The 21,651-nt window shown below is 72.6% G+C and carries 18 protein-coding genes and 4 pseudogenes; 11 read left to right on the top strand and 11 right to left on the bottom strand.

Annotated elements, in window-relative coordinates:
• The first annotated feature begins 119 nt into the window (after nt 1-119).
• On the top strand, nt 120-1,898 hold the full coding sequence (locus EBN88_RS02915; protein ID WP_122182190.1) for an acetyl/propionyl/methylcrotonyl-CoA carboxylase subunit alpha: 1,779 nt from the start codon (nt 120-122) through the stop codon (nt 1,896-1,898).
• A gap of 464 nt (nt 1,899-2,362) precedes the next feature.
• Here the strand turns inward: EBN88_RS02915 and EBN88_RS02920 are convergent, their stop codons facing one another.
• Together EBN88_RS02920 and EBN88_RS02925 are read right to left on the bottom strand one after the other, a co-directional pair.
• The gene (locus EBN88_RS02920; RefSeq protein ID WP_233580405.1) at nt 2,363-3,277 is read right to left on the bottom strand and encodes a DeoR/GlpR family DNA-binding transcription regulator; all 915 of its coding nucleotides are present in this window, start codon (nt 3,275-3,277) and stop codon (nt 2,363-2,365) included.
• 163 nt (nt 3,278-3,440) lie between these two features.
• A complete protein-coding gene (locus tag EBN88_RS02925) occupies nt 3,441-4,874 on the bottom strand; it encodes an NAD(P)H-quinone dehydrogenase (RefSeq protein WP_122182192.1) in 1,434 nt (477 codons plus the stop codon).
• 117 nt (nt 4,875-4,991) lie between these two features.
• Here EBN88_RS02925 and EBN88_RS02930 point away from each other — a divergent pair, with 117 nt between their 5' ends.
• The 3 genes from EBN88_RS02930 (at nt 4,992) to EBN88_RS02940 (ending at nt 8,114) form a co-directional block, all read left to right on the top strand.
• Entirely contained in the window at nt 4,992-5,438 is a 447-nt protein-coding gene (locus tag EBN88_RS02930; protein ID WP_122182193.1) for a gamma-glutamylcyclotransferase, read from the top strand.
• Nucleotides 5,439-5,578: 140 nt separating this feature from the next.
• Nucleotides 5,579-6,364, top strand: a complete 786-nt coding sequence (locus EBN88_RS02935) for a purine-nucleoside phosphorylase (RefSeq protein ID WP_122182194.1) — start codon at nt 5,579-5,581, stop codon at nt 6,362-6,364.
• Nucleotides 6,365-6,413: 49 nt separating this feature from the next.
• A complete protein-coding gene (locus EBN88_RS02940; protein ID WP_122182195.1) occupies nt 6,414-8,114 on the top strand; it encodes a phospho-sugar mutase in 1,701 nt (566 codons plus the stop codon).
• A gap of 103 nt (nt 8,115-8,217) precedes the next feature.
• Here the strand turns inward: EBN88_RS02940 and EBN88_RS02945 are convergent, their stop codons facing one another.
• Entirely contained in the window at nt 8,218-9,510 is a 1,293-nt protein-coding gene (locus EBN88_RS02945) for a glycerophosphodiester phosphodiesterase family protein (RefSeq protein ID WP_122182196.1), read from the bottom strand.
• A gap of 167 nt (nt 9,511-9,677) precedes the next feature.
• Entirely contained in the window at nt 9,678-10,373 is a 696-nt protein-coding gene (locus EBN88_RS02950) for a PH domain-containing protein (protein ID WP_122182197.1), read from the bottom strand.
• 195 nt (nt 10,374-10,568) lie between these two features.
• On the opposite strand from EBN88_RS02950, the gene deoC reads away from it, so the two are divergent.
• Genes deoC through EBN88_RS02965 form a run of 3 tightly spaced genes read left to right on the top strand, consistent with a single transcriptional unit; the run spans nt 10,569 to nt 13,809 of the window.
• Complete coding sequence (gene deoC / locus EBN88_RS02955; RefSeq protein WP_233580411.1) at nt 10,569-11,516, top strand: deoxyribose-phosphate aldolase; 948 nt, start codon at nt 10,569-10,571, stop codon at nt 11,514-11,516.
• Between the two features lie 6 nt (nt 11,517-11,522).
• Complete coding sequence (locus EBN88_RS02960) at nt 11,523-12,953, top strand: aldehyde dehydrogenase family protein (RefSeq protein WP_122182199.1); 1,431 nt, start codon at nt 11,523-11,525, stop codon at nt 12,951-12,953.
• Nucleotides 12,946-13,809 carry an aldehyde dehydrogenase family protein gene (locus EBN88_RS02965; protein WP_122182200.1) on the top strand — a complete coding sequence of 288 codons (864 nt, stop codon included), beginning with the start codon at nt 12,946-12,948 and terminating at the stop codon, nt 13,807-13,809. The genes EBN88_RS02960 and EBN88_RS02965 overlap by 8 nt, the downstream gene beginning before the upstream one ends.
• Nucleotides 13,810-13,903: 94 nt before the next feature.
• On the opposite strand, the gene EBN88_RS31480 is transcribed toward EBN88_RS02965, so the two are convergent.
• The 3 genes and pseudogenes from EBN88_RS31480 to EBN88_RS02975 form a co-directional block, all read right to left on the bottom strand.
• On the bottom strand, nt 13,904-14,239 hold the full coding sequence (locus tag EBN88_RS31480; protein WP_233580406.1) for a hypothetical protein: 336 nt from the start codon (nt 14,237-14,239) through the stop codon (nt 13,904-13,906).
• Entirely contained in the window at nt 14,211-14,537 is a 327-nt protein-coding gene (locus EBN88_RS31485) for a hypothetical protein (protein ID WP_233580407.1), read from the bottom strand. Before EBN88_RS31485 ends, EBN88_RS31480 begins: the two co-directional genes overlap by 29 nt.
• Nucleotides 14,538-14,676: 139 nt before the next feature.
• Nucleotides 14,677-14,961, bottom strand: a pseudogene (locus EBN88_RS02975) (NUDIX hydrolase); the annotation flags it as partial.
• Here EBN88_RS02975 and EBN88_RS02980 point away from each other — a divergent pair.
• Nucleotides 14,950-15,414, top strand: a pseudogene (locus EBN88_RS02980) (GntR family transcriptional regulator); the annotation flags it as partial. The pseudogenes EBN88_RS02975 and EBN88_RS02980 sit on opposite strands and share 12 nt — an antisense overlap.
• 226 nt (nt 15,415-15,640) lie before the next feature.
• Here the strand turns inward: EBN88_RS02980 and EBN88_RS02985 are convergent.
• The 3 genes from EBN88_RS02985 to EBN88_RS02995 are packed head-to-tail and all read right to left on the bottom strand — an operon-like array spanning nt 15,641 to nt 18,353.
• Nucleotides 15,641-16,102 (bottom strand): NUDIX hydrolase, encoded by a 462-nt coding sequence (locus EBN88_RS02985; protein ID WP_122182201.1) that lies wholly within the window; start codon nt 16,100-16,102, stop codon nt 15,641-15,643.
• Nucleotides 16,099-17,355 carry a DegT/DnrJ/EryC1/StrS family aminotransferase gene (locus EBN88_RS02990; protein WP_122182202.1) on the bottom strand — a complete coding sequence of 419 codons (1,257 nt, stop codon included), beginning with the start codon at nt 17,353-17,355 and terminating at the stop codon, nt 16,099-16,101. Before EBN88_RS02990 ends, EBN88_RS02985 begins: the two co-directional genes overlap by 4 nt.
• The gene (locus tag EBN88_RS02995) at nt 17,352-18,353 is read right to left on the bottom strand and encodes a Gfo/Idh/MocA family protein (RefSeq protein WP_122182203.1); all 1,002 of its coding nucleotides are present in this window, start codon (nt 18,351-18,353) and stop codon (nt 17,352-17,354) included. The genes EBN88_RS02990 and EBN88_RS02995 overlap by 4 nt, the downstream gene beginning before the upstream one ends.
• Nucleotides 18,354-18,558: 205 nt before the next feature.
• Between EBN88_RS02995 and EBN88_RS31490 the strand changes: the two are divergent.
• The 3 genes and pseudogenes from EBN88_RS31490 to EBN88_RS03005 all read left to right on the top strand — a co-directional run.
• Nucleotides 18,559-18,771 (top strand): annotated as a pseudogene (locus EBN88_RS31490) (helix-turn-helix domain-containing protein); the annotation flags it as partial.
• Between the two features lie 267 nt (nt 18,772-19,038).
• Nucleotides 19,039-19,941, top strand: a complete 903-nt coding sequence (locus tag EBN88_RS03000) for an XRE family transcriptional regulator (RefSeq protein WP_233580412.1) — start codon at nt 19,039-19,041, stop codon at nt 19,939-19,941.
• Nucleotides 19,938-20,123 (top strand): annotated as a pseudogene (locus tag EBN88_RS03005) (aldehyde dehydrogenase family protein); the annotation flags it as partial. The gene EBN88_RS03000 and the pseudogene EBN88_RS03005, both read left to right, overlap by 4 nt.
• 628 nt (nt 20,124-20,751) lie before the next feature.
• Here EBN88_RS03005 and EBN88_RS03015 read toward each other — a convergent pair.
• Nucleotides 20,752-21,477 carry a SigE family RNA polymerase sigma factor gene (locus EBN88_RS03015; RefSeq protein WP_122182205.1) on the bottom strand — a complete coding sequence of 242 codons (726 nt, stop codon included), beginning with the start codon at nt 21,475-21,477 and terminating at the stop codon, nt 20,752-20,754.
• Nucleotides 21,478-21,651 lie beyond the last annotated feature (174 nt).

Below are 21,651 nucleotides of genomic sequence, written 5' to 3' on the forward strand. Positions count from 1 at the left end.
TTCAAGCGCTCTTGGCCGCTGCCTCTCACCGTCCGTGTGGGCAAGGTCACCCCTGTGGGCGACTCGTTGCGGGGTGTCGCCAGTACCTAAAATCGCTTTGTTCCAAGGAGGGAGCCATCGTGCGTAAGGTGCTCATCGCCAACCGTGGCGAAATCGCCGTGCGGGTCGCCCGTGCCTGCCGCGACGCAGGCATCGCCAGCGTGGCCGTCTACGCCGAGCCGGACCGGGACGCGCTACACGTCCGGGCGACCGACGAGGCGTTCGCACTCGGCGGTGACACGCCCGCCGCCAGCTATCTCGATATCGACAAGGTCCTCCGGGCCGCGTCCGTCGCGGGGGCGGACGCGATCCACCCGGGCTACGGATTCCTGTCCGAGAACGCGGAGTTCGCCCAGGCCGTCCTCGACGCCGGGCTCACCTGGATCGGCCCGTCCCCTGACGCGATCCGCGCGCTGGGCGACAAGGTCGCGGCGAGGCACATCGCGCAGCGCGCCGGCGCGCCCCTGGTCGCCGGCACCAAGGACCCGGTCTCCGGCTCCGACGAGGTGGTGGCGTTCGCCCGCGAGAACGGACTGCCGGTCGCCATCAAGGCGGCGTTCGGCGGCGGCGGTCGCGGCCTGAAGGTGGCCCGCACCCTGGAGGAGATCCCCGAGCTGTACGACTCGGCGGTGCGCGAGGCGCTGGCCGCGTTCGGGCGGGGCGAGTGCTTCGTCGAGCGGTACCTGGACCGGCCCCGCCACGTCGAGACCCAGTGCCTGGCCGACACCCACGGCAACGTGGTCGTCGTCTCCACCCGCGACTGCTCCCTCCAGCGCCGCCACCAGAAGCTGGTCGAGGAGGCGCCGGCCCCGTTCCTGACCGAGGAGCAGAACGCCGAACTGTACCGGGCGTCCAAGGCGATCCTGCGCGAGGCCGGCTATGTCGGCGCCGGCACCTGCGAGTTCCTGGTCGGCCAGGACGGCACCATCTCGTTCCTTGAGGTCAACACCCGGCTCCAGGTGGAGCATCCGGTGACGGAGGAGGTCACCGGGATCGACCTGGTCCGCGAGCAGCTGCGCATCGCCGACGGCGAGGCGCTGGGGTACGACGACCCGCCGCTGCGCGGTCACTCGCTGGAGTTCCGGATCAACGGCGAGGACCCCGGGCGCAACTTCCTTCCCGCGCCCGGCACGGTGACCACGTTCGTGCCGCCGCTCGGGCCGGGCGTCCGGGTGGACACCGGCGTGGAGTCGGGTTCGGTGATCGGCCCGGCGTGGGACTCGATGCTGGCCAAGCTGATCGTCACGGGAGCCACCCGCCGGCAGGCGTTGGAGCGGGCGGCCAGGGCGCTGGCCGAGTTCCAGGTCGAGGGCATGGCGACGGTGATCCCGTTCCACCGCACGGTGATCAAGGACCCGGCGTTCGCGCCCGAGGTCAACGGGCGGGAGGGCGAGCCGTTCTCCGTCCACACCCGGTGGATCGAGACGGAGTTCGTCAACGAGCTGCCGCCGTTCCAGGCCGTTCCCGGCGAGGCCGAGGAGAACGGGTTCCGGGAGACGGTGGTTGTCGAGGTCGGCGGCAAGCGGCTTGAGGTGTCGCTGCCGGCGACGCTGGCGATGCCGCTGGCGCGGGCGGCCGTGGCCGGCGGCGCGCGCCCGGCGCGCCGGAAGGCCACCAAGCGCGCCGGGGGCACGGCGCCCACCGGCGACGCGCTGCCCTCCCCGATGCAGGGCACCGTGGTCAAGGTCGCGGTCGAGGAGGGCCAGCGGGTCGAGGAGGGCGAGCTGGTGATCGTCCTGGAGGCGATGAAGATGGAACAGCCCATCAACGCGCACCGCTCCGGCACCGTCGGCGCCCTCAAGGCCGAGGTCGGCGCGTCCCTCTCGGCGGGCGCGGTGATCTGCGAGATCAAGGACTGACCAGGACACCACGCGACGGCGCCTGGCCTGCGGGCCAGGCGCCGTCACCTCTTCCGCGCCCGCCCAGGGCGGGCGATGGGTGGTGCGTTCGGTCGACGACCCAGGCTCGCGCCGTCGCTCCCAGGGCAACCGGCCGACGAGGACGCCTCGTTGGGTTCCTTCGGTGAGCCGAGCCCGCGCGAAGGGGCCGGGCGCCTTCGCGCCGGCGCGCCGCGAGACGCCGTCGGCTCGCCGGCAGCCGTCAACGCGAACACGCCTGACCGGCCCCGCCGCGGCGCGGCCAACCACCGCATGGCGAACCGTCCTTACAACAGACGGCGAACCGTCCGACGACAGGCCGTCGTTCAACCAACGGCCCCACCGCCGGCCGTCGTTCGACCGCGCCGGGCGGCCAGCCCTCCGGCGCGCGACCTTACCGCCGCGCGGCCCCCCGGGCCGCGCGGCGTCCGCGAAACCGCCGGAGGCTACCTGCGGCGAGGAGCGAGGTCGGAGACCCGCTGCCCCATCGGCGGCGTCGAGCCGCCGAGACCGGGATGGCCCGTGGCGCGCGGCGAGGGCAGCGGCAGGTCGCGGCGGACCGGATCGCCCCGCTCGGTGGCCGCCTTGGCCGCCGACGGCACCCCGGCGCCCACCACGGAGACGCGCACCCCCTGTTCGGCGAGCGCCTCCAGCTCGGCGCTCGCCTTCTCCGCCTCGGGGGGCGGCTGGTCGGTGATCAGCTGGGTGATCAGGTCGGTTGGAACGGTCTGGAACGCCGTGTCTGCGCCCAGCTTGGTGTGGTCGGCCAGGACCACCACCTCGGCCGCCGCCCGCAGCAGCGCCCGATCGACGCTGGCGGCCAGCATGTTGGAGGTGGACAGGCCACGGTCGGCGGTGAGCCCCGAGCCGGAGAGGAACGCCCGGCTGACCCGCAGCCCGAGCAGCGACTGTTCGGCGCCGCTGCCGACCAACGCGTAGTTGGACCCGCGCAGGGTGCCGCCCGTCATCACCACCTCGACGCGGTTGGCGTGCGCCAACGCCTGGGCCACCAACAGGGAGTTGGTGACCACCGTCAGCCCCGGAACCCGGGCCAGCCGGCGGGCCAGCTCCTGCGTGGTGGTGCCGGCACCCACCACGATGGCCTCGCCCTCCCGCACCAGCGAGGCGGCGTGCTCCGCGATGGCGGTCTTCTCCGCCGTGGCGGCCATGGCCCGCTGGGGGAACCCGGACTCCCGGGTGAACCCACCCGGCAGGACCGCACCCCCGTGTCTGCGGTCAAGCAGCCCTTCTGCCTCCAGGGCGCGAACATCGCGCCGGACGGTCACTTCTGAGGTCTGGACGACGCGGGCCAGCTCGCGGAGCGACACGGCTCCGTTGGCGCGCACCATTTCGAGAATCATCTGACGACGTTCTGCAGCGAACACGGAACCGACAGTAACCCCAACGACCATCTGCTTTCAGCAGGTTGCGAGGATTTATCGAAGTTGTCTATACGCACGCCCCCGGCGTGCTATGCGCCGGGGGCGCACCCCCGTGCTTCCAGCGCCCCGCCTGCGCCTCCTGTTATTCCACGCCTTTTCGTGTATGGAGCTGACGCGCCGCCTCCGCGATCGAGCCGGAGAGCGAGGGGTAAACGGTGAACGTCTTTGCGATCTGCTCCACCGTCAAACTGTTGTCCACCGCGATCGCTATCGGATGAATAAGCTCACTGGCACGCGGCGAAACGACAACGCCGCCCACCACGATGCCCGTTCCCGGCCGCGCGAAGAGCTTCACGAAGCCGTCCCGCACGCCCTGCATCTTCGCCCTCGGGTTCCGCAGCAGCGGCAGCTTCACCACCCGCGCGTCGATCCGGCCCGCGTCCACGTCCTGCTGGCTGTAGCCGACGGTGGCGATCTCCGGGTCGGTGAAGATGTTGCCCGAGACCGTCTTCAGGTCCAGCGGGGCCACCGCGTCGCCCAGGAAGTGGTACATCGCGATCCGCCCCTGCATCGCCGCCACCGAGGCCAGCGCGAACACCCCGGTGCAGTCACCCGCCGCGTAGACCCCGGGCGCCGAGGTGCGGGAGACCTTGTCGACGCAGACATGGCCGGACTCCGACAGCTTGACGCCGGCCTCATCAAGGCCCATGTCCGAGGTGTTCGGGACCGCGCCCACCGCCATCAGGCAGTGCGTCCCCGAGACGGTCCGCCCGTCCGAGAGGGTGATCTCCACCCGGTCCCCGACCCGCTTGGCCGAGGCCGCCCGGGAGCGGGAGAGCACGTTCATCCCGCGCCGCCGGAAGACGTCCTCCAGCACGGCGGCGGCGTCCGGGTCCTCGCCCGGCAGCACCCGGTCCCGCGAGGAGACCAACGTCACCCGCGAGCCCAACGCCTGGTAGGCGCCGGCGAACTCGGCGCCGGTAACGCCGGAGCCGACCACCACCAGTTCCTCCGGCAGCTCGGCCAGGTCGTACACCTGCGTCCAGTTGAGGATGCGCTCCCCGTCCGGCCTGGCGTCCGGGATCTCGCGCGGGTGCCCGCCGGTGGCCACCAGCACCCCGTCGGCCACCAGCTCCCGCCGGCCGCCCCCGGCCTCGTCGACCGCGACCCGCCGGGTCCCGTCCGGCGCCTGCCCGGGCAGCAGCCGGCCCCGGCCGCGCAGCACGGTCACCCCGGCGCGCTTGACCGAGACGGTGATGTCGTGGGACTGCGCGAGCGCCAGCCGCTTCACCCGGCGGTTGACCACCCCCAGGTCCACGCCGATGCCCCGCACCTCGTCGCCGATGCCGTCCCCGTCGTGGTCGATCTCGATGCCCAGCTCCTCGTGCGAGGAGTCGAAGCCGGTCATCACCTCGGCCGTCGCGATCAACGTCTTGGACGGCACGCAGTCCGTGAGCACGGAGGCGCCGCCCAGGCCGTCCCGGTCCACGACGGTCACCTCGGCGCCGAGCTGCGCCGCCACCAGCGCCGCCTCGTATCCGCCTGGTCCGCCACCAATGATCACGATTCGAGTCACCCCTCCAGTGTCCCGCACGGGGCGCCCGCCGCGCGCCCGGCCCCCACGCCCGCCCGCGCGATCCTGGTCTTCCGCGCCCGCCCTCCCGGGCGCCCGGCTCCCGTACGCTCTAGGACCATGTCGCTCTACGCCGCTTACGCCGTGAACCTCGACCCCCGGTTGATGGCCCGGCGCGCTCCGCACTCGCCGCTGCGCGGCACCGGCTGGATCACCGGCTGGCGGCTCACGTTCGGCGGCGAGGAGATGGGCTGGGAGGGCGCGCTGGCCACCCTGGTCGAGGCGGGCGTGCCGCCGGCGCCCGACGTGTTCGTCGCGCTCTACGACATCGCCCCCATGGACGAGGAGCGCCTCGACCGCTGGGAGGGCGTGGGCCTCGACATCTACCGCAGGACCAGGGTCCGCGTGGACACCCTGGACGGCGCGGTCAACGCCTGGGCCTATGTGCTCAACGGCTACGAGGGCGGGCTGCCCTCCGCGCGCTACCTGGGTGAGATCGCCGACGCCGCCGAGTCGGCCGGCGCGCCCCACGACTATGTGATGGAACTGCGCAAGCGCCCCTGCTGAACCCGCCTGCCCCGCACACACCCGCGCCGAGATCCGCCCGTTTCCCCCGGCGTTGGGTGGCTGGTACCCGATCCTGACGCGGACGCCGTCTACGCGCGTAGGAAGGAAACGGTTAGGCTCACTCCGTGAACGCATCTGACATGGCCCGCTCGGGCGAGGCGGCCGCCGCCCGGCTACGCGAGTTGACCGGTGTGGACAGCCATGACGTGGCACTGGTCATGGGCTCGGGGTGGGGCCCGGCGACCGAGCGGCTGGGAACGCCGACCGCCGCGCTGGACGTGACCGAGCTGCCCGGCTTCCCCCCGCCGACCGCCGAGGGCCACGCCGGCCGGGTCCACTCCTACCAGGTGGGCGACAAACGCGCGCTGGTCTTCCTCGGGCGCACCCACCTCTACGAGGGCCTCGGCGTGGGCGCCGTGGCGCACGGGGTGCGCACCGCCGTGGCGGCCGGCTGCCGCACGGTCGTGCTGACCAACAGCTGCGGCGGACTGCGCCAGGGAATGCACGTGGGACAGCCGGTCCTGATCAGCGACCACATCAACCTGACCGGAACGTCACCGATCGTGGGCTCGAACTTCGTTGATCTGACCGATCTTTACTCGCCACGCCTGCGGGCGCTCTGTCAGGAGATCGACCCCAGCCTGGAGGAGGGCGTCTATGTGCAGTTCCCCGGGCCGCACTACGAGACCCCGGCCGAGATCCGGATGGTACGGACGATCGGCGGGGACCTGGTGGGCATGTCCACGGTGCTGGAGGCCATCGCGGCCCGCGAGGCGGGGGCCGAGGTGCTGGCCGTCTCGCTGGTGACCAACCTCGCGGCCGGGATCACCGGCGCGCCGCTCGACCACGAGGAGGTCCTGCGGGCCGGCCGCGACGCGGCCGAACGCATGGGGTCCCTGCTCAACCAGGTGCTGGTCAAACTCTGACCGAACGCCAACGGAATCGCGCACGACCGGTCGGCCCCAGGAGTTATCGATGAACGCGGACACCACCCCAGAACCGGCCGGGCCGGACCTGCTCACCCGGGCGCGCGCCTGGCTGGCGGAGGACCCCGACCCGGCCACCCGCGCCGAGCTGGCCGCGCTGCTGGAACGTGACGACCGCTCCGCCCGCGCCGCGCTCGCCGAACGCTTCGCCGGCACGCTCCAGTTCGGCACCGCCGGGCTGCGCGGCGAGATGGGTGCGGGGCCGACGCGGATGAACCGCGCCGTGGTGATCCGCGCCGCCGCCGGCCTCGCCCGCTACCTGCGGGAACGTTCCCCCGGGCTGGTCGTCGTCGGCTACGACGCCCGGCACAACAGCGAACGGTTCGCCCTCGACAGCGCCGCCGTCCTCGTGGGCGCCGGGCTGCGCGCCGCGCTGCTGCCCCGGCCGCTGCCCACGCCCGTGCTGGCGTTCGCCATCAGGGAGTTGGGCGCGGTCGCCGGGATCGCCGTGACCGCCAGCCACAACCCGCCCCGGGACAACGGCTACAAGGTCTACCTCGGCGACGGCAGCCAGATCGTGCCGCCGGCCGACGCGGAGATCGCCGCCGAGATCGCGGCGGTCGGCGCGCTCGCCGACGTGCCCAGGCCGGCCGGCGGCTGGGAGGTGCTGGGCGAGGAGATCGTCGCGTCCTATCTGGCGCGCAGCGGCGCCGCGTTGACGCCCGGCTCCCCGCGCACCGTGCTCACCGTCTATACCCCGATGCACGGCGTGGGCCAGTCGGTGCTGACCGAGGCGTTCACCAGGAACGGCTTCCCCGCGCCCGTCGAGGTGCCCGAACAGGCGGCGCCCGACCCGGACTTCCCCACCGTCTCCTTCCCCAACCCGGAGGAGCCCGGCGCGATGGACCTCGCCATCGCGACGGCCGGCGCGACGCCCGGCGCCGAACTGCTACTGGCCAACGACCCGGACGCGGACCGCTGCGCCGTCGGCGTCCCCGACCCGGCGGCCGAGGGCGGCTGGCGGATGCTGCGCGGCGACGAGGTCGGCGCGCTGCTCGCCGCCCACCTGGTGCGCGGCGGACGGAAGGGAACGTTCGCCACCTCGATCGTCTCCTCCTCCCTGGTCGGGCGGATCGCCGCCGATTCCGGGCTGCCGTACACGGAGACGCTGACCGGCTTCAAGTGGCTGGCCCGGGTGCCGGATCTCGGCTATGCCTACGAGGAGGCGCTGGGCTACTGCGTCGACCCGGCCGGGGTGCGGGACAAGGACGGCGTGACCGCCGCGCTGCTCGTCGCCGAACTGGCCGCCGGGCTGCGGGCCGAGGGCCGCACGGTGACCGACCTGCTCGACGAGTTGGCGGTGCGGCACGGGCTGCACGCCACGGACCAGCTGTCGGTCCGGGTCGCTGACCTGTCCCTGATCGCCGACGCGATGCGCCGGCTGCGCGCCGACCCGCCGCGCGAGCTGGCCGGGCTGCCGGTCGCCGAGGCGGAGGACCTGCGCGAGGGCGGGCCCGAACTCCCGCCGACGGACGGCCTCCGCTACCGCCTGGCCGGCGGGGGCCCGGTGGACGCGGCGCGGGTGGTGGTCCGGCCCTCGGGCACCGAGCCGAAGATCAAGTGCTATCTGGAGGTCGTCGTCCCCGCCGCCGACACGGCCGCCCTGCCGGCGGCCCGCGCCGTCGCGTCGGAGACCCTGGCGGCCCTGCGCCGAGACCTGGCCCACCGGGCCGGCCTGCCGGCCGAGTAGTCCACCGACCTCGTGCCCGGGCCGGTCGGGCGAGCCGCGCGCATGGGGGGCGGCGCCGGCCGGCCGGCGCCGCCCCCGGAAGCCCGCCGCGGGCGCGGGCGGACTACGCCACGGCCGGGACGATGTACGAGTAGACGTCCTCGATCACATGGCGCTCGTTGTAGTACTGGATCGTGTCGCCCACCGTGTTGTTGAGGATCGCCGTCTCCAGGCCCGCGTGGTAGTCGGTCGCGGTGTTGGTCCCGGTTCCGATGTGGACGCGCAGCAGGCTGCCGGGCCGCACGACGTACCCGTCGCCGATGATCACCCGCACATTGCCCGCGCCGTCGCGCAGATAGTGGCCGGAGACGTCGATCGGGCGGTTCGTCGTGTTGCGCAGGGCGACGTACTCCGACTCCTCGGGCCGCATGTCGTCGCCCGAGGGGTTGGGGTAGACGTGGTCCACGACCACCCCGGCCGCGCGCGGCTCCGGGTCGCGGCCGTCGCGGACGCGGCGGGCCGTGTCGGTGAGGTTGGTGACCAGGTAGTCGTACCCCTGGTCCAGCGTCATCGCCAGCTGCTCGGGGCTGTCGACCGGGTCGTTGTAGACCAACAGGCCCGCGTCGTGGGCGCGTTCGACGTCCGCCGCGCTGGTCACGCGCGGGTCGGCGAAGACGCCGACGGTCCACTCGGCCAGCTCAGCCAGCTCCTCGTCGCCGAGCATCGCGCCGCCCGTGAGGTACGCCAGCGGAACGTCGGGCAGCACCGACTCGAACTCGCGCAGCGCGTCCTGGTCCCGCGAGTGGACCAGGACCCGGAACGCGCCGGAGCGGGTCGTGGAGTCGTCGTCGTAGCCGTACTCGGCGAGGAGTTCGGCGAGCCTGGTGGCCACCCCGGGGCTCTTCTCCGGCGCCTTCAGCTCGAAGGAGAACGCGGCGCGGCCCCGGTTCAGACGGAGGATCTCCTCCACGGTGGGCACCCGTTCCCCGGCGTACTCCTCGCGGTGCCAGGACCCGGCGTCCAGCCGCCTGATCTCGGCCAGGGTGAACGCGCCCACGTCGGCGCCGGCCCGCTCGGGGAAGACCTCCTCGACGTTGGTGGTCCGCTCCAGGGTGTCGTCGTGGACCAGGACGAGTTCGCCGTCGGCGGTCAACTGGACGTCGCCCTCCAGCACTTCGGCCCCCTGGGCGAGCGCCTCGCGGTAGGCGGCCGCGGTCTCCTCGGGTGCGTGCCGGGGCGCGCCCCGGTGCGCGACGACGGGCACCTCACGGTGGTGGCCGCCGCCCCGCCCGGCCGTCTCCACGGAGGTCCCGGCCGCGTCGGCGGTGGGCGTCGGGGCGGAGTCCACGGCGACCAGGCTGGTCAGGACGACGGCCGTGGCCGCCGTCAACGGAACGGCGAGGGAACGTACGCGCATCGGTCAACACACCTCGATCGGCTCTGTGTTCAGGGGGCCGGGGGACGACCCCGGGCGCGAAGGACCCTACGGACGATCGGGGTACGGCGGGAGAACCCCCGCCAAAGGGAAGCGGTCCACCGGGTGGTTTCGGCCAACCCCCGCTGGAACCGGCCAGGTTGAGGGCCTCAGGAGGTCAGCCAGAGCACCAGCAGCGCCACGCCGCCCAGGGCCAGCGGCGCGAGGATCTCGTAGCTCCAGCGCACCACGACCTCGCTCCGCCCGTTCTCCCCGCTGCCCCCGTTCTCCCCGTTCTCCCCGCTCCCGGTCCCGTCCCTGCCCTCGGTCTCGTCCCGGCCGTGCCGCTCGGCGAGTTCGCGGAGTTCGGCGACGGCCATGTCGCCGGGCGCCGGGCGCGCGGCGTCCACGTCGGCGGCGCCGCCGATCGGGCCGCCGAGGCCGAGGAACGAGCGGGGCGCGCGCCCGGCCTCCGCGTTCTCCCGGCGGCGGTTGGCCTTGGACCTGGCGCGCAGCGAGACCGGAATCGCCCACATCTGGTACTTGACCCCGCCGGCCACCAGCTCCGTCGAGTAGCCGGCGTGAATGGTCTCGACGGCGCTCCAGGGGGCGGTGATGGTGCGGAACGGGTTGCGCACCCGGAGCCGTTCGTCGGAGGCGAAGACGGCGGGCCGCAGGGTGAACGCGATCACCAGCGGGGCCACGAAGAGGAGGGTGGACGCGGCGGTCACCGGCGTGCGGCCGTCGCCGCGCAGCAGCGCGTCGCCGGCGAGCCAGCCCACCAGGCCGAGCAGCACCACCCCGGCGACCAGCGCCGAACCGGAACGGTAGATGCGGTCGGCGTACTTCTCGGGCTCACTCGTCATGCCCCCGATTCTGCCGGAGACCCGGCCCGCTTCAACCGACCGTTATGCCATAGTTCCCTTCGCCGCCGCGCGCGCCGACCCGCGCCGCCGACGGCGCCCGCCCGTTCCCGTTCCCGAGGGGCCCGGGCGCCCGGCCGGATTCCCACTGTGGGGATGACATGCCACTACGCGCGTAGATATGCTCGTCTGGTGACCATGTCTTCGAAGGCCGAGACGCTGGCGGACGTGACGGCGTCCGACGCGGCGCTGCGCCGCTTCCTGCACGGGCTCCCCGGCGTCGACGCGGTGGGCCTTGAGGCCCGTGCCGCCGCGCTGGGCACGCGTTCGATCAAGACCACGGCCAAGGCGTACGCGTTGGACCTGGCGATCTCCATGATCGACCTGACCACGCTTGAGGGCGCCGACACCCCGGGCAAGGTGCGGGCGCTGTGCGCCAAGGGCCGCAACCCCGACCCGACCGACCGTGCCACGCCCCAGGTCGCCGCGATCTGCGTCTACTCCGACCTGGTCGCCGTCGCCAGGGAGGCCCTCGCCGGCAGCGGCATCGCGGTGGCCTCGGTGGCGACGGCGTTCCCGGCCGGCCGCGCGGCCCGTTCCGTGAAGCTGGCCGACGTCGCCGAGGCGGTCGCGGCCGGGGCCGACGAGGTGGACATGGTCATCGACCGGGGCGCGTTCCTGGCCGGCCGCTACCTCTCGGTCTACGAGGAGATCGTGGCGGTGCGCGCGGCCTGCGGCGACGCGCATCTCAAGGTCATCCTGGAGAACGGGGAGCTGGCCACCTACGACAACATCCGCCGCGCCTCCTGGCTGGCGATGCTGGCCGGCGCCGACTTCATCAAGACCTCGACCGGCAAGGTCGGGGTCAACGCGACGCCCGCCAACACCCTGTTGATGCTCCAGGCGGTGCGGGACTTCCGCGCCGCGACCGGGCGGCAGATCGGCGTGAAGCCGGCCGGCGGCATCCGCACCGCCAAGGACGCGCTGAAGTTCCTGGTGTTGGTGAACGAGACGGCGGGGCCCGACTGGCTGAGCCCGGAGTGGTTCAGGTTCGGCGCCTCCAGCCTGCTGAACGACCTGCTGATGCAGCGTCAGAAGCTCGGTACCGGACGGTACTCGGGCCCCGACTATGTGACGGTGGACTGAGCGACGATGACGTTCGACTACGCGCCGGCGCCCGAGTCCCGGGCGATCGTGGACATCCCGGCCTCGCACGGGCTGTTCGTGGACGGGGAGTTCAGGCCGGCCGCCGACGAGGCGGTCTTCAAGACGGTCGCGCCGGCCAGCGAGGAGGTGCTCTCCGAGGTCGCCAACGCGGGGGCCGAGGACGTGGACGCCGCCGTCCGCTCCGCGCGGAAGGCGTTCGCGAGCTGGTCGGCGCTGCCGGGCTCGGAGCGCGCCAAGTACCTGTTCCGCATCGCCCGGTTGGTGCAGGAGCGCTCCCGCGAGCTGGCGGTGCTGGAGTCGCTGGACAACGGCAAGCCGATCCGGGAGTCGCGGGACGTGGACCTGCCGCTGGTCGCGGCGCACTTCTTCTACTACGCGGGCTGGGCGGACAAGCTGGAGCACGCCGGATTCGGCCCGGCGCCCCGGCCGTTGGGCGTGGCCGGCGGGGTGATCCCGTGGAACTTCCCGCTGCTGATGCTGGCGTGGAAGGTCGCGCCGGCGCTGGCCACGGGCAACACGATGGTGCTCAAGCCGGCGGAGACCACGCCGCTGACCGCGTTGCTGTTCGCGCGGATCTGCCAGCAGGCGGGGCTGCCGCCCGGGGTGCTCAACATCCTGACGGGGGACGGCGCGACGGGCGCCGCGCTGGTGGCGCACCCGGGGATCGACAAGGTGGCGTTCACCGGCTCGACGGAGGTGGGCAAGGCCATCGCGCGCACGGTGGCCGGCTCGCACAAGCGGGTCACGCTGGAGCTGGGCGGCAAGGCGGCGCACATCGTCTTCGACGACGCGGCGCTGGACCAGGCCGTGGAGGGCATCGTCCAGGGCATCTTCTTCAACCAGGGGCATGTGTGCTGTGCGGGCTCCCGGCTGTTGGTGCAGGAGTCGGTGGCCGACGAGCTGCTGGCGGCGCTGAAGGCGCGGATGAGCACGCTGCGGGTGGGCGACCCGTTGGACAAGAACACCGACATCGGCGCCATCAACTCGGCCGAACAGCTCGCCCGCATCAGGGAGTTGGCGGACGCGGGCGAGGCGGAGGGCGCGGAGCGCTGGGCGCCGTCCTGCGAACTGCCGTCCACCGGCTACTGGTTCGCGCCGACGCTGTTCACCGGGGTGACGCAGGCGCACCGGATCGCGCGGGAGGAGATCTTCGGCCCGGTGCTGTCGGTGCTGACGTTCCGCACCCCGCAGGAGGCGGTGGAGAAGGCGAACAACACCCCGTACGGGCTCTCCGCCGGCATCTGGACGGAGAAGGGCTCGCGCAGCCTGTGGATGGCGAACCGGCTGCGGGCGGGCGTGATCTGGTCCAACACGTTCAACAAGTTCGATCCGACCTCGCCGTTCGGCGGGTACCAGGAGTCGGGCTACGGCCGCGAGGGCGGCCGTCACGGTCTGGAGGCCTACCTCGATGTCTGAGCCGCTGCCGGTCCTCAAGACCTACAAGCTGTTCGTGGGGGGCGCGTTCCCCCGGTCCGAGAGCGGGCGGGTGTACGAGGTGACCGACGCGAAGGGCCGCTGGCTGGCCAACGCCCCGCTGGCCTCGCGCAAGGACGCGCGGGACGCGGTGGTCGCGGCCCGGAAGGCGTTCCCGCGCTGGTCGGGCGCGACCGCCTACAACCGGGGACAGGTGCTCTACCGGATCGCCGAGATGGTGCAGGGGCGCGGGGACCAGTTCCGCGCGGAGGTCGCGGCGGCCGACGGGCTGTCGCGGTCGAAGGCGGCGGCCGTGGTGGACGCGACCGTGGACCGGCTCGTCTGGTACGCCGGCTGGGCGGACAAGGTGGCGCAGGTCGCCGGCGGCGCCAACCCGGTGGCCGGGCCCTACTTCAACCTCTCGACGCCCGAACCGACGGGTGTGGTCGCGGTGTTGGCACCCCGGGACTCCTCGCTGCTGGGCCTGGTCTCGGTGCTGGCGCCGGTGCTGACCACGGGGAACGTGGCGGTGGTCGTCGCCTCCGAACGCGCGCCGCTGCCGGCGCTGTCGCTGGCCGAGGCGCTGGCCACCTCGGACGTGCCGGGCGGGGTGGTCAACGTGCTCAGCGGCGCGACCGCCGAGCTGGCCCGCCCGCTGGCCGCGCACCAGGACGTCAACGCGATCGATCTGGCCGGCGCTGACGCCGAGTTGGCGACCGAGCTTGAGGTGCTGGCGGCGGAGAACCTCAAGCGGGTGCGGCGCCCCGACCCGACCGAGGACTTCACGGCGCCGCCGGGCACGGACCGGCTGCTGGGTTTCGTGGAGACCAAGACGGTCTGGCACCCGACGGGCGTCTGAACGGGGCGGAGCCTCCCCGCAGTTGGCGCCGGGCGCCCGCGCGCGGGGCGCGCGCCGGCGCCGGCGCGGGGGCCGGGGTGACGGGCCGGGGTGGTTACCGGCCGGGCGGGCCGCCGGTTTCGGCCTGGATGTCAGTGAAGGTGAAGCGGTCGAGTGAGGCGATGAGTTGGCCGGCGATGACCCAGCCGATGTCGGGGTCTTCGAAGGGGATGCCGGCGGCGCCGGTGAGAACGGGGCCGTTGAGGCCGGGCTGGTAGAGGGCGCCCTGGACTCCGGCCAGGGTCCAGGCGCGGACGCGTAGGGCGACGAAGCGTTGCCTCAGGTGGGGGCAGGCCCGGACGGACAGCGTCGCGCAGGGTAGGCAGACGGGTGGGTGGGCGGTCTCCAGCCCCTGGGGCCAGTCACCGGGGTTGTCCGACGCGTCGCCCATGAGCCAGAGCACGGCCGTCTTCGGTGCGGTCCGCCGGGCTTCCGCACACCTGGCACAACAGCCCGGCCAGGGCGAGGCGTTGACGGAGTGGGTGCACGGCGCCGAACTCGGGGTTGCCCTTCCCCGGGGTGGATGGGACGCGGCGCCACAGGACGCCGCCGGTGTCGCGGTCGTAGGAACGCTCGTCGGCGTAGGCCAGCCGTCCGTTTCGGGCCACGACCCGCGCGGCCGTTGGCTGTTCGCCGGTCCACCGGCTGATGTAGGGGACGGTCACCCTGCTCTTCGTTGCCGGGCTCATCGAGGTCCTCCGGTCACCACGTTCGGGGGCTGTTTGTCGGCCCGATGGTTCTGAGGCCATTTACCTGTCTCACTGTGCTCGTACACTCGTGCATAGAAGTTGCTCCGTGCTGGTAGACGGCTATGACGTAGGGGTGGTGCTAGACGAGTCGCACGCCGTCGTGCGCGCGGACGGCCGGCGGGTTGGCCCCGTCCAGGGCGTCCGTGACGCGGATCGCGTACGCCTCGTCGGCCAGCGCCGTGACCTCCTCGCGGGTGGCCCAGCGCAGTTCGCTGGTCTCCTCCCCGGTCGTCGGCCGGCCACCGATGGCGGCACAGCGGAAGACGAGAGAGACGATCAGCCCGGTCATGTTCTTGTAGACGCCAGTCAGGGTCGCCGGCGCGGCGATCTTCACACCGGTCTCTTCGAGGACTTCGCGCTCCAGGCCGAGGCGGCCGGAAGCCGCCCCGAGGTGGACAACCTCCAGGTCAGGGAGGAACGCCCCACCCGCGACATCGCCACCCGACTCGGCGAGCCGCGCAAGGTGCTGGCGCGTAGGCGGCGTTACCTCCTCGACGGGCGACCGGTCGAGTTCGCGGCCTCGTTCCTGCCGCTGGACATCGCCCGCGACACCCCCATCGCCCAACCCGACCCGGGCCCCGGCGGCATCTACGCCCGACTCGAAGAACTCGGCCACCACCTCGACCACTTCGACGAAGAAGTACGCGCCCGAATGCCCACCCCCGCCGAGGTCAAGACCCTCCACCTCGCCACCGGCGTCCCCGTCATCCACCTCGTCCGCACCGCCTACGACACCGAAGGCCGCGCCGTCGAGGTCCGCGACACCGTGATGGCCGCCGACGCCTACGTGCTGGCCTACCAACTCCCCGCCGAATGAAGGGGATTCTGCCGCGCATTCCGCCCGGCCGGCGCTCCGGCCGGGCGCTCGCCCACCCCCGCGCGCGCAGCGCGAAAGCGGGGGCGCGGGCCTGGCACAACCGCGCATCCGTCGTGCAACGTTGGCGATGGGAGTGGGGGACTCGGAAGTCGGGCTTGCCGGCGCCGGGTGCCGGGCGGACACGGCCCCACTGCACGCCGTGGGTGTCGCGGTCGGCTGCTGCCCCCTACTCGGCTTCCTGTCTCCAGGTTGCCAGCACGGTCCGTACGGCGCTGGATACCTGCTCCTGTTCCGTGCGGTCGGCCCACAGGTGTGCGTCGTGTTCGGTGAGTTTGACCGTGTCACTCTCGTGGGTGACGCGGGCGGTGAAGTTGAACTGGCGGGTTCTCATGCCGCTCCTGGAGAGGTAGTCGAAGGAGCCGAGGTAGGTTCCGATCCCGGTGACCGTGAGGCCGGTCTCCTCGGCGACTTCCCGGTGGAGCGCTTCGGTCAAAGTTTCACCCGCGTCGACGCCGCCGGAGGGAAGCTCCCACAGGCCGCCGAGGTAGTCGTCGGCGGCGCGGTGCAGCAGCAGGACCCTGCCTTCCGCGTTGGGGATGACGGCGCCTACGACGTGCTTGGTGATGCCGTCGGCGTCGGCGGCACGGATGAGGTAGCCCAGGAGGGCGGCGTCGACGTGTGCGTTCACTTCACGAGTTCCCTGTGGTGTTCGGCGACCTTGATGATGGCCGTGGTGTACGCGTCGGCGAGTGGGACGTCCCGATCGCGGTGCCACACCGGGAGTTTCACCGTGCTGCCGTGCAGGCGTCGGGCGGTGGTGAAGCTGTCGGCGCCGGGGCCCGGATAGTCAGCGTAGCCGGGCAGGAGTGCCCCCGGGGTGTGGAACAGCGGGTGATCACCGAGGGCGCGGGTCGAGCCGGGAAGGTCGATCTCGCTGGCGCCCTCGGCGTGGACGGCTTCGAGGAACCGCCCGACGGGCAGGCCGGCGAGTTGGTTCGGCCGGTAGCGCAGGGGCAACGCGTACCAGGCCGGACGGGCCTGGGACGGCAGGCGGGGCACTTCGATGCCCGGCACTCCGTGAAGAGCCCTTCGCATTCGGGCGGCGACGGTCTCTCGTCCGGCCAGATAGCCCACCAGACGCGGAAGTTGCGCGTTGGCCAGTGCGGCTGCCAACGGATGGACGCGGAGCTTCAGCCCCATGCCGGTGATCGCGTATGGGGCGAGGTCGTGGTCGGCGGGGATCTCACGGCGGCACCGCTTGTTGTACTGGCCGTGCAGCAGCACGCGGTAGTACAGCTCGGTGTCGTCGGTGGCGACGAATCCGCCCTCCCCGGCGGACAACGGCTTGGGTCCGTTCAGGCTGAAGGCCGCCGCGCGACCGAAGGTGCCGACCCGCTGCCCGCGCCAGGTGGCACCGTGGGCGTGGGAGCCGTCCTCCAGCAGCATCAGGTTGTGCCGGGTGCTGAAGGCGGTGAGGGCGTCCATGTTCTCGGGCACGCCCCACAGGTGCACGGCGACGACCGCCTTCGTCCGCGCCGTGATGCGGCGGATGGCGTCGGCGAGGTCGAGCTGCCCGTGCTCGTCGACATCGGCGAGCACGGGACGGGCGCCGAGGTGGAAGAGCGGAGTGGCCGTGGCATGGAACGTCAGTGCCGGCACGATCACCTCGTCGCCCGGGCCGATGCCGGCTGCGGCGTACATCGAGTGCAGGGCGGCCGTCCCGGTGCACGTGGTGACGACGTGGCGAACGCCGAAGAAGGACGCCAGGGAATCTTCCAGGTCGGCGACGACGCCCGAGCGTTCGGGGATGGACACTGCGGAGATCAGCTGGCCGGTGACCGCCTCGACGTCGCGGTTCTCGATCGGGGGCCAGACGAAGTGGGGGCGAGGGGCGTCGATGACGGACGGGCCGCCGAAGAGCGCGAGGGGCGAGGTGGTCACAGCAGGAACTCCTTCGGGTCGGAGGGGGTGAGGGTGGTCCGGGAGGCGTAGGCGGCGGCCAGGAACGCGGCGTGTGCCGCGTGGGCACTGGGACCGGAGGGGTTGGCCCGTTCGCCGTCGAGGACGCGGCAGAAGCAGTCGATCTGCGCGGTCGCGGCGGAGGGCCAGGCCGGTTCACGGGTCAGGGACTCGACCAACCGTCCGTCCGGGGTGAGGCGCCGTACCCGTCCTCGCTCGATCACGACCGCGCCACGGGGGCCGGTCACCGTCAGTTGTTCGGTCTTCGGTCCGGCGGAGCGAGAGACAAGCAGGGAGCCGTACAGGCCGAAGTCGTAGGCGAGGTGGACCAGCGCGGTGTCCTCGGCGTCGTAGTCGGCGTCGGGGTGCGCGGCGGTGGATGTGTCGGCCAGGATGCGGTCGGGCAGGCCGAGGTACCAGATGAGCAGGTCGATGAGGTGATAGCCCATGTCCATCAGGGCGCCGCCGCCGGCCATCGAGGCCCGGCCGCGCCAGCCAGCGGCCGGGTCGGGGCAGTGGAAGGTGTAGCGGCCCTCGACGAGGTACGGCCGTCCAATCTGTTCCAGAAGCTGCACCGCCGCCGTGTAGACGGGGTGGAAGCGGCGCTGGACGGTGACCATCAGTTCGATGCCGGCCCGGTCGCACAGTGCCACCAGTTCGGCGGCCTCGGCCGGGGTGGTCGCGAACGGCTTCTCCTTCATCACGTGCACCCCGGCCGCCGCGCAGGCCCCGATGACCTCGCGGCCGGCGTGGTGCGGGACCGCGACGATGGCGAAGTCCGGCCGCACGCCCTCCAGCAGGGCGCGGATGTCGGTGAAACCCGGCACGTGGTGCTGCCGCGCCTGGGCGGCGACCCTGCCGGAGTCGGTGTCACACACCGCGACGAGTTGGGCGAACTGGGAGTCGGCCAGCCCCGGCACGTGGTCCTCCAGGGCCTGGTGGCCGAGCCCGATGACGGCTGCTTTCTTGCGTACGCTCATTGGCGTTCACGCCCCTCGGTGACAGCACGTCGGCCCGCCTGCTGCGGGCCTCGACATTCTCCAGAGCACCGCACCCGACCCGGCAGCGGCAGAGGCGCTGCCGTCGGCCGCAAGACCGTTTGCATCTGGTGCAAGACCGCTGCCGCCGTCCGGCCGGCCGCTCTACGCTGGGCGGGTGTCACCTCGGCAGTCAGCGGGGGCGTGGATGCCATTCAGCAAGGCGCATGATCGATCCGAACGGCCTGGGACATTCGGCGAGTTGATTCGCAGCAGACGCCAGGCTCGGGGCTGGACGCTCGCTGATCTCGGTGACCGGACCGGCTACTCCTCCTCTCAGATCTCCCGGTACGAGCGGGGCCTCTCGTCGCTGTCGGACGTCGCCGTGCTCAGACGCTTCGCTGATGTGCTCGACATCCCGCCCAAGGAGTTCGGGCTCACCGCGACTGCGCCTCCGGCGACGATCCGACACGGATACCCCGTCGCCTCCGGTCTCGCCTACCCGCGCCTTCCTGGCCCTAGGCTGGGACGAACCCGGTGGGAGGAGGGTGACGACCCAGTGCGGCGACGAAAGTTCCTGACTCTCTCAGCTGCGGCGACCGCCGGTGTTCCGCTCTCCGCATCGGCGTCAGCAGCGGCTCAGGACGTCCCCGTAGGACAGCTCCTCGTCGTTCGGCTACGGGACGCGATGCTCGGCATCGGCCAGGACGGCAAGCTGCCGGCCCCGGAGCAGTTGCCCGTCGAACTCGCCCGCGTACACGCCGACTTCCATACCTGCCACTATGCCGATCTCGTCGTCCGTCTGCCCCGCCTGATCCGCGCCGGACACGCACTCGGGCCCGCCGACGCGGGAGACCACCTCGACCTACTCGGGCAGACCTACCTCCTCGCGACCCGTATGCTCGTCAAGCTCGACGAGCAGCAACTCGGCTGGATGGCGGCCGATCGCGCACGCCAGGCCGCCGAAGCCTCCGGACGCCCCCTCGCCGTGGCGGAAGCCGCCCGCAATCTGGCCGTGCTCGCCCGTCGCGCCGGCTGGGAGGAACAGGCGCTGTCGATCGCGCTCAACGCCGCCGACGACCCGGCTCTTCGCGCGTCCCGCAGTGGCGCCGCCGAACGCGGCCTGCTGATCCAGTCAGCCGCGTACAGCGCCGCGCGACGCGGGGACCGGGAGGGGATGCGGGAGCTGACGGACGAAGCGGCCGCCATCGCGGCCGACCTCGGCGGCACCACCGCGCTGCGTGATCACGGCGGCGGCTTCAGCCCCGCCACCGTCCAACTCCACCGAATCTCCGCCGAGTCCTCCACCGGCGACCCCTCCGCAGCCCTGGCCGCCGCCCGTGCGCTGCCGGTACAGAGCCTGCCCAGCGTGGAACGCCGGGCGCGCTACCACACGGACGTAGCGGTCGCCTTGGCCCAACGCGGACGTCGGGACGAATGCGTGCGCTCCCTCCTCGCCGCCGAACACCAAGCGCCCCAGGAAACGCGCTCCCGCCCTGCGGTGCGGTCCCTCATCGCAGGGCTCCTGCTGTCCGGCCGCACCGCACCTGAACTCCGCGCCCTCGCCGCCCGCGCCGGCGCCCTTCCGTAGCCGTTCTCGACCTGGCCGGCGCTGACGCCGAGTTGGCGACCGAGCTTGAGGTGCTGGCGGCGGAGAACCTCAAGCGGGTGCGCCGCCCCGACCCGACCGAGGACTTCACGGCGCCGCCGGGCACGGACCGGCTGCTGGGTTTCGTGGAGACCAAGACGGTCTGGCACCCGACGGGCGTCTGAACGGGGCGGGGTCTCAGGGGTGTTCCGCGCCGATGACCTCGATCGCGCAGCGGCTTCTGGATGCCCCGCCTGATTCTGGCGTCCACGGTGACGAAGGGGATGCCGAGGGTCTCGGCGAGGGCGACATAGGTGGCGTCGTGGGCGGACACGTTGGCGTGAAGGACCCGGACACGCGGCAGCAGGGGGCATGGCTTCGTGCCGGCTGATACGCAGGGCGCCGTACGTCCTGAGGTGCTCGTCCAGCTGACCCGTGTCGAGCTTCGGGATTCCGTTCCTTGTGCCGCGTGCCATGCCCAGGAGCGCGGACGCGACTTCGGTGTCCAGCAGGTGGGGAGCGTGCAGGACGTCTTCCCGGGCGACACGGGCGCGGATCTCCCGGCCGATGGCCCCACCGTCGACCAGGAACATGACGACGGCGGCGCCCCGCGCACCCGCGCCCGCACCCGCACCCGCGCCCGCGCGCAGCGCGAAAGCGGGGGCGCGAGCCTGGCCAGACCCCCCGGCCGACCGGACTCGCGCCCCCGCGTTCCCCCGTGCTCCCCTCCGGGCGCTCCCCACGCCCCTCGGTTCCCCGTTTCCCCGATTCCCCCGTGATCCCCCGTTTCCCCCCGCCTTCGGCGGCCAGCCGCTACGCGACCAGTTCGCCGAAGGACTCCTCCTGGCCCTGCCCCAGGCTCAGGACCCGGTCCTCGCGCAGCCGGCGCAGGGTGCGCCAGATGCTGCTCTTCACGGTGCCGACGCTGATGTTCAGCGTCTCCGCGATCTCCGGGTCCGTCTGCCCCTCGTAGTAGCGGAGCACCAGCATGGTGCGCTGCTGCTCGGGCAGCCGGGCCAGCGCCTGCCAGAGCACCGTGCGCAGCTCCGTGCCGCGCATGGGCTCCTGCTCGCCGGGCGCCTCCGGCAGCTCCTCGGTCGGGTACTCGTTGAGCTTCCGCCGCCGCCAGGCGCTGATGTGCAGATTGGTCATGGTGCGACGCAGATACCCGCCGACGGCGGCCTTGTCGCTGATCCGGTCCCAGGCGCGGTACGTGGAGAGCAACGCGCTCTGGAGCAGGTCCTCCGCCTCGTGCCGGTCCCCCGTGAGGTGGTAGGCCGTGGCGTACAGGGAGGCGCGGCGCTCGCGCACATAGGCGGTGAACTCCGCCTCCGTGGCCCCCTCGCGCCGCGCGCCCCCCGCACAACCCCCCGTGACGCCCACCGCGCTGAGATGCGACGGACGCTGGTGCCCGGTGCCGCGACGACCCCCATGCCGATGCGCGACACCGGACCTCTCCCCGTGCCGGACGGGAACCATCGAGGCGGTGGCGTGCGTGTCATTCACCGCCGAGCCGGTGGTGTGGAACGTGACGCTCATCCGCTTCCCCCATCGTGAAGGTCGTCCTGTGCCGGTCCGAGGTCCGATGCGAAATACCTTGCCGGGCCAGTTTCATGACCGGGTCCCCCAACTGTCACAGCGGTGTCACAGCGCCGACGGCCGCGCACGGTTACCCACGAGTCGCCCCCGCCACAAGGGAGTTGAGCGTTCAAC

Source organism: Streptomyces triticirhizae, assembly GCF_003696235.1.
Taxonomy (GTDB): Bacteria; Actinomycetota; Actinomycetes; order Streptomycetales; family Streptomycetaceae; genus Streptomyces; species Streptomyces triticirhizae.

Bases quoted from the DNA above. Each gene is read 5' to 3' on its own strand.
- EBN88_RS02995 (WP_122182203.1), bottom strand. From the start codon at position 18,353: ATGAGCGTACGCAAGAAAGCAGCCGTCATCGGGCTCGGCCACCAGGCC.
- EBN88_RS02960 (WP_122182199.1), top strand. From the start codon at position 11,523: ATGACGTTCGACTACGCGCCGGCGCCCGAGTCCCGGGCGATCGTGGAC.
- EBN88_RS02945 (WP_122182196.1), bottom strand. From the start codon at position 9,510: ATGCGCGTACGTTCCCTCGCCGTTCCGTTGACGGCGGCCACGGCCGTC.
- EBN88_RS03000 (WP_233580412.1), top strand. From the start codon at position 19,039: ATGCTCGGCATCGGCCAGGACGGCAAGCTGCCGGCCCCGGAGCAGTTG.
- EBN88_RS31480 (WP_233580406.1), bottom strand. From the start codon at position 14,239: ATGGGCGACGCGTCGGACAACCCCGGTGACTGGCCCCAGGGGCTGGAG.
- EBN88_RS31485 (WP_233580407.1), bottom strand. From the start codon at position 14,537: ATGAGCCCGGCAACGAAGAGCAGGGTGACCGTCCCCTACATCAGCCGG.
- EBN88_RS02930 (WP_122182193.1), top strand. From the start codon at position 4,992: ATGTCGCTCTACGCCGCTTACGCCGTGAACCTCGACCCCCGGTTGATG.
- EBN88_RS02940 (WP_122182195.1), top strand. From the start codon at position 6,414: ATGAACGCGGACACCACCCCAGAACCGGCCGGGCCGGACCTGCTCACC.
- EBN88_RS03015 (WP_122182205.1), bottom strand. From the start codon at position 21,477: ATGAGCGTCACGTTCCACACCACCGGCTCGGCGGTGAATGACACGCAC.
- EBN88_RS02920 (WP_233580405.1), bottom strand. From the start codon at position 3,277: ATGATTCTCGAAATGGTGCGCGCCAACGGAGCCGTGTCGCTCCGCGAG.
- EBN88_RS02935 (WP_122182194.1), top strand. From the start codon at position 5,579: ATGGCCCGCTCGGGCGAGGCGGCCGCCGCCCGGCTACGCGAGTTGACC.
- deoC (WP_233580411.1), top strand. From the start codon at position 10,569: ATGTCTTCGAAGGCCGAGACGCTGGCGGACGTGACGGCGTCCGACGCG.
- EBN88_RS02950 (WP_122182197.1), bottom strand. From the start codon at position 10,373: ATGACGAGTGAGCCCGAGAAGTACGCCGACCGCATCTACCGTTCCGGT.
- EBN88_RS02965 (WP_122182200.1), top strand. From the start codon at position 12,946: ATGTCTGAGCCGCTGCCGGTCCTCAAGACCTACAAGCTGTTCGTGGGG.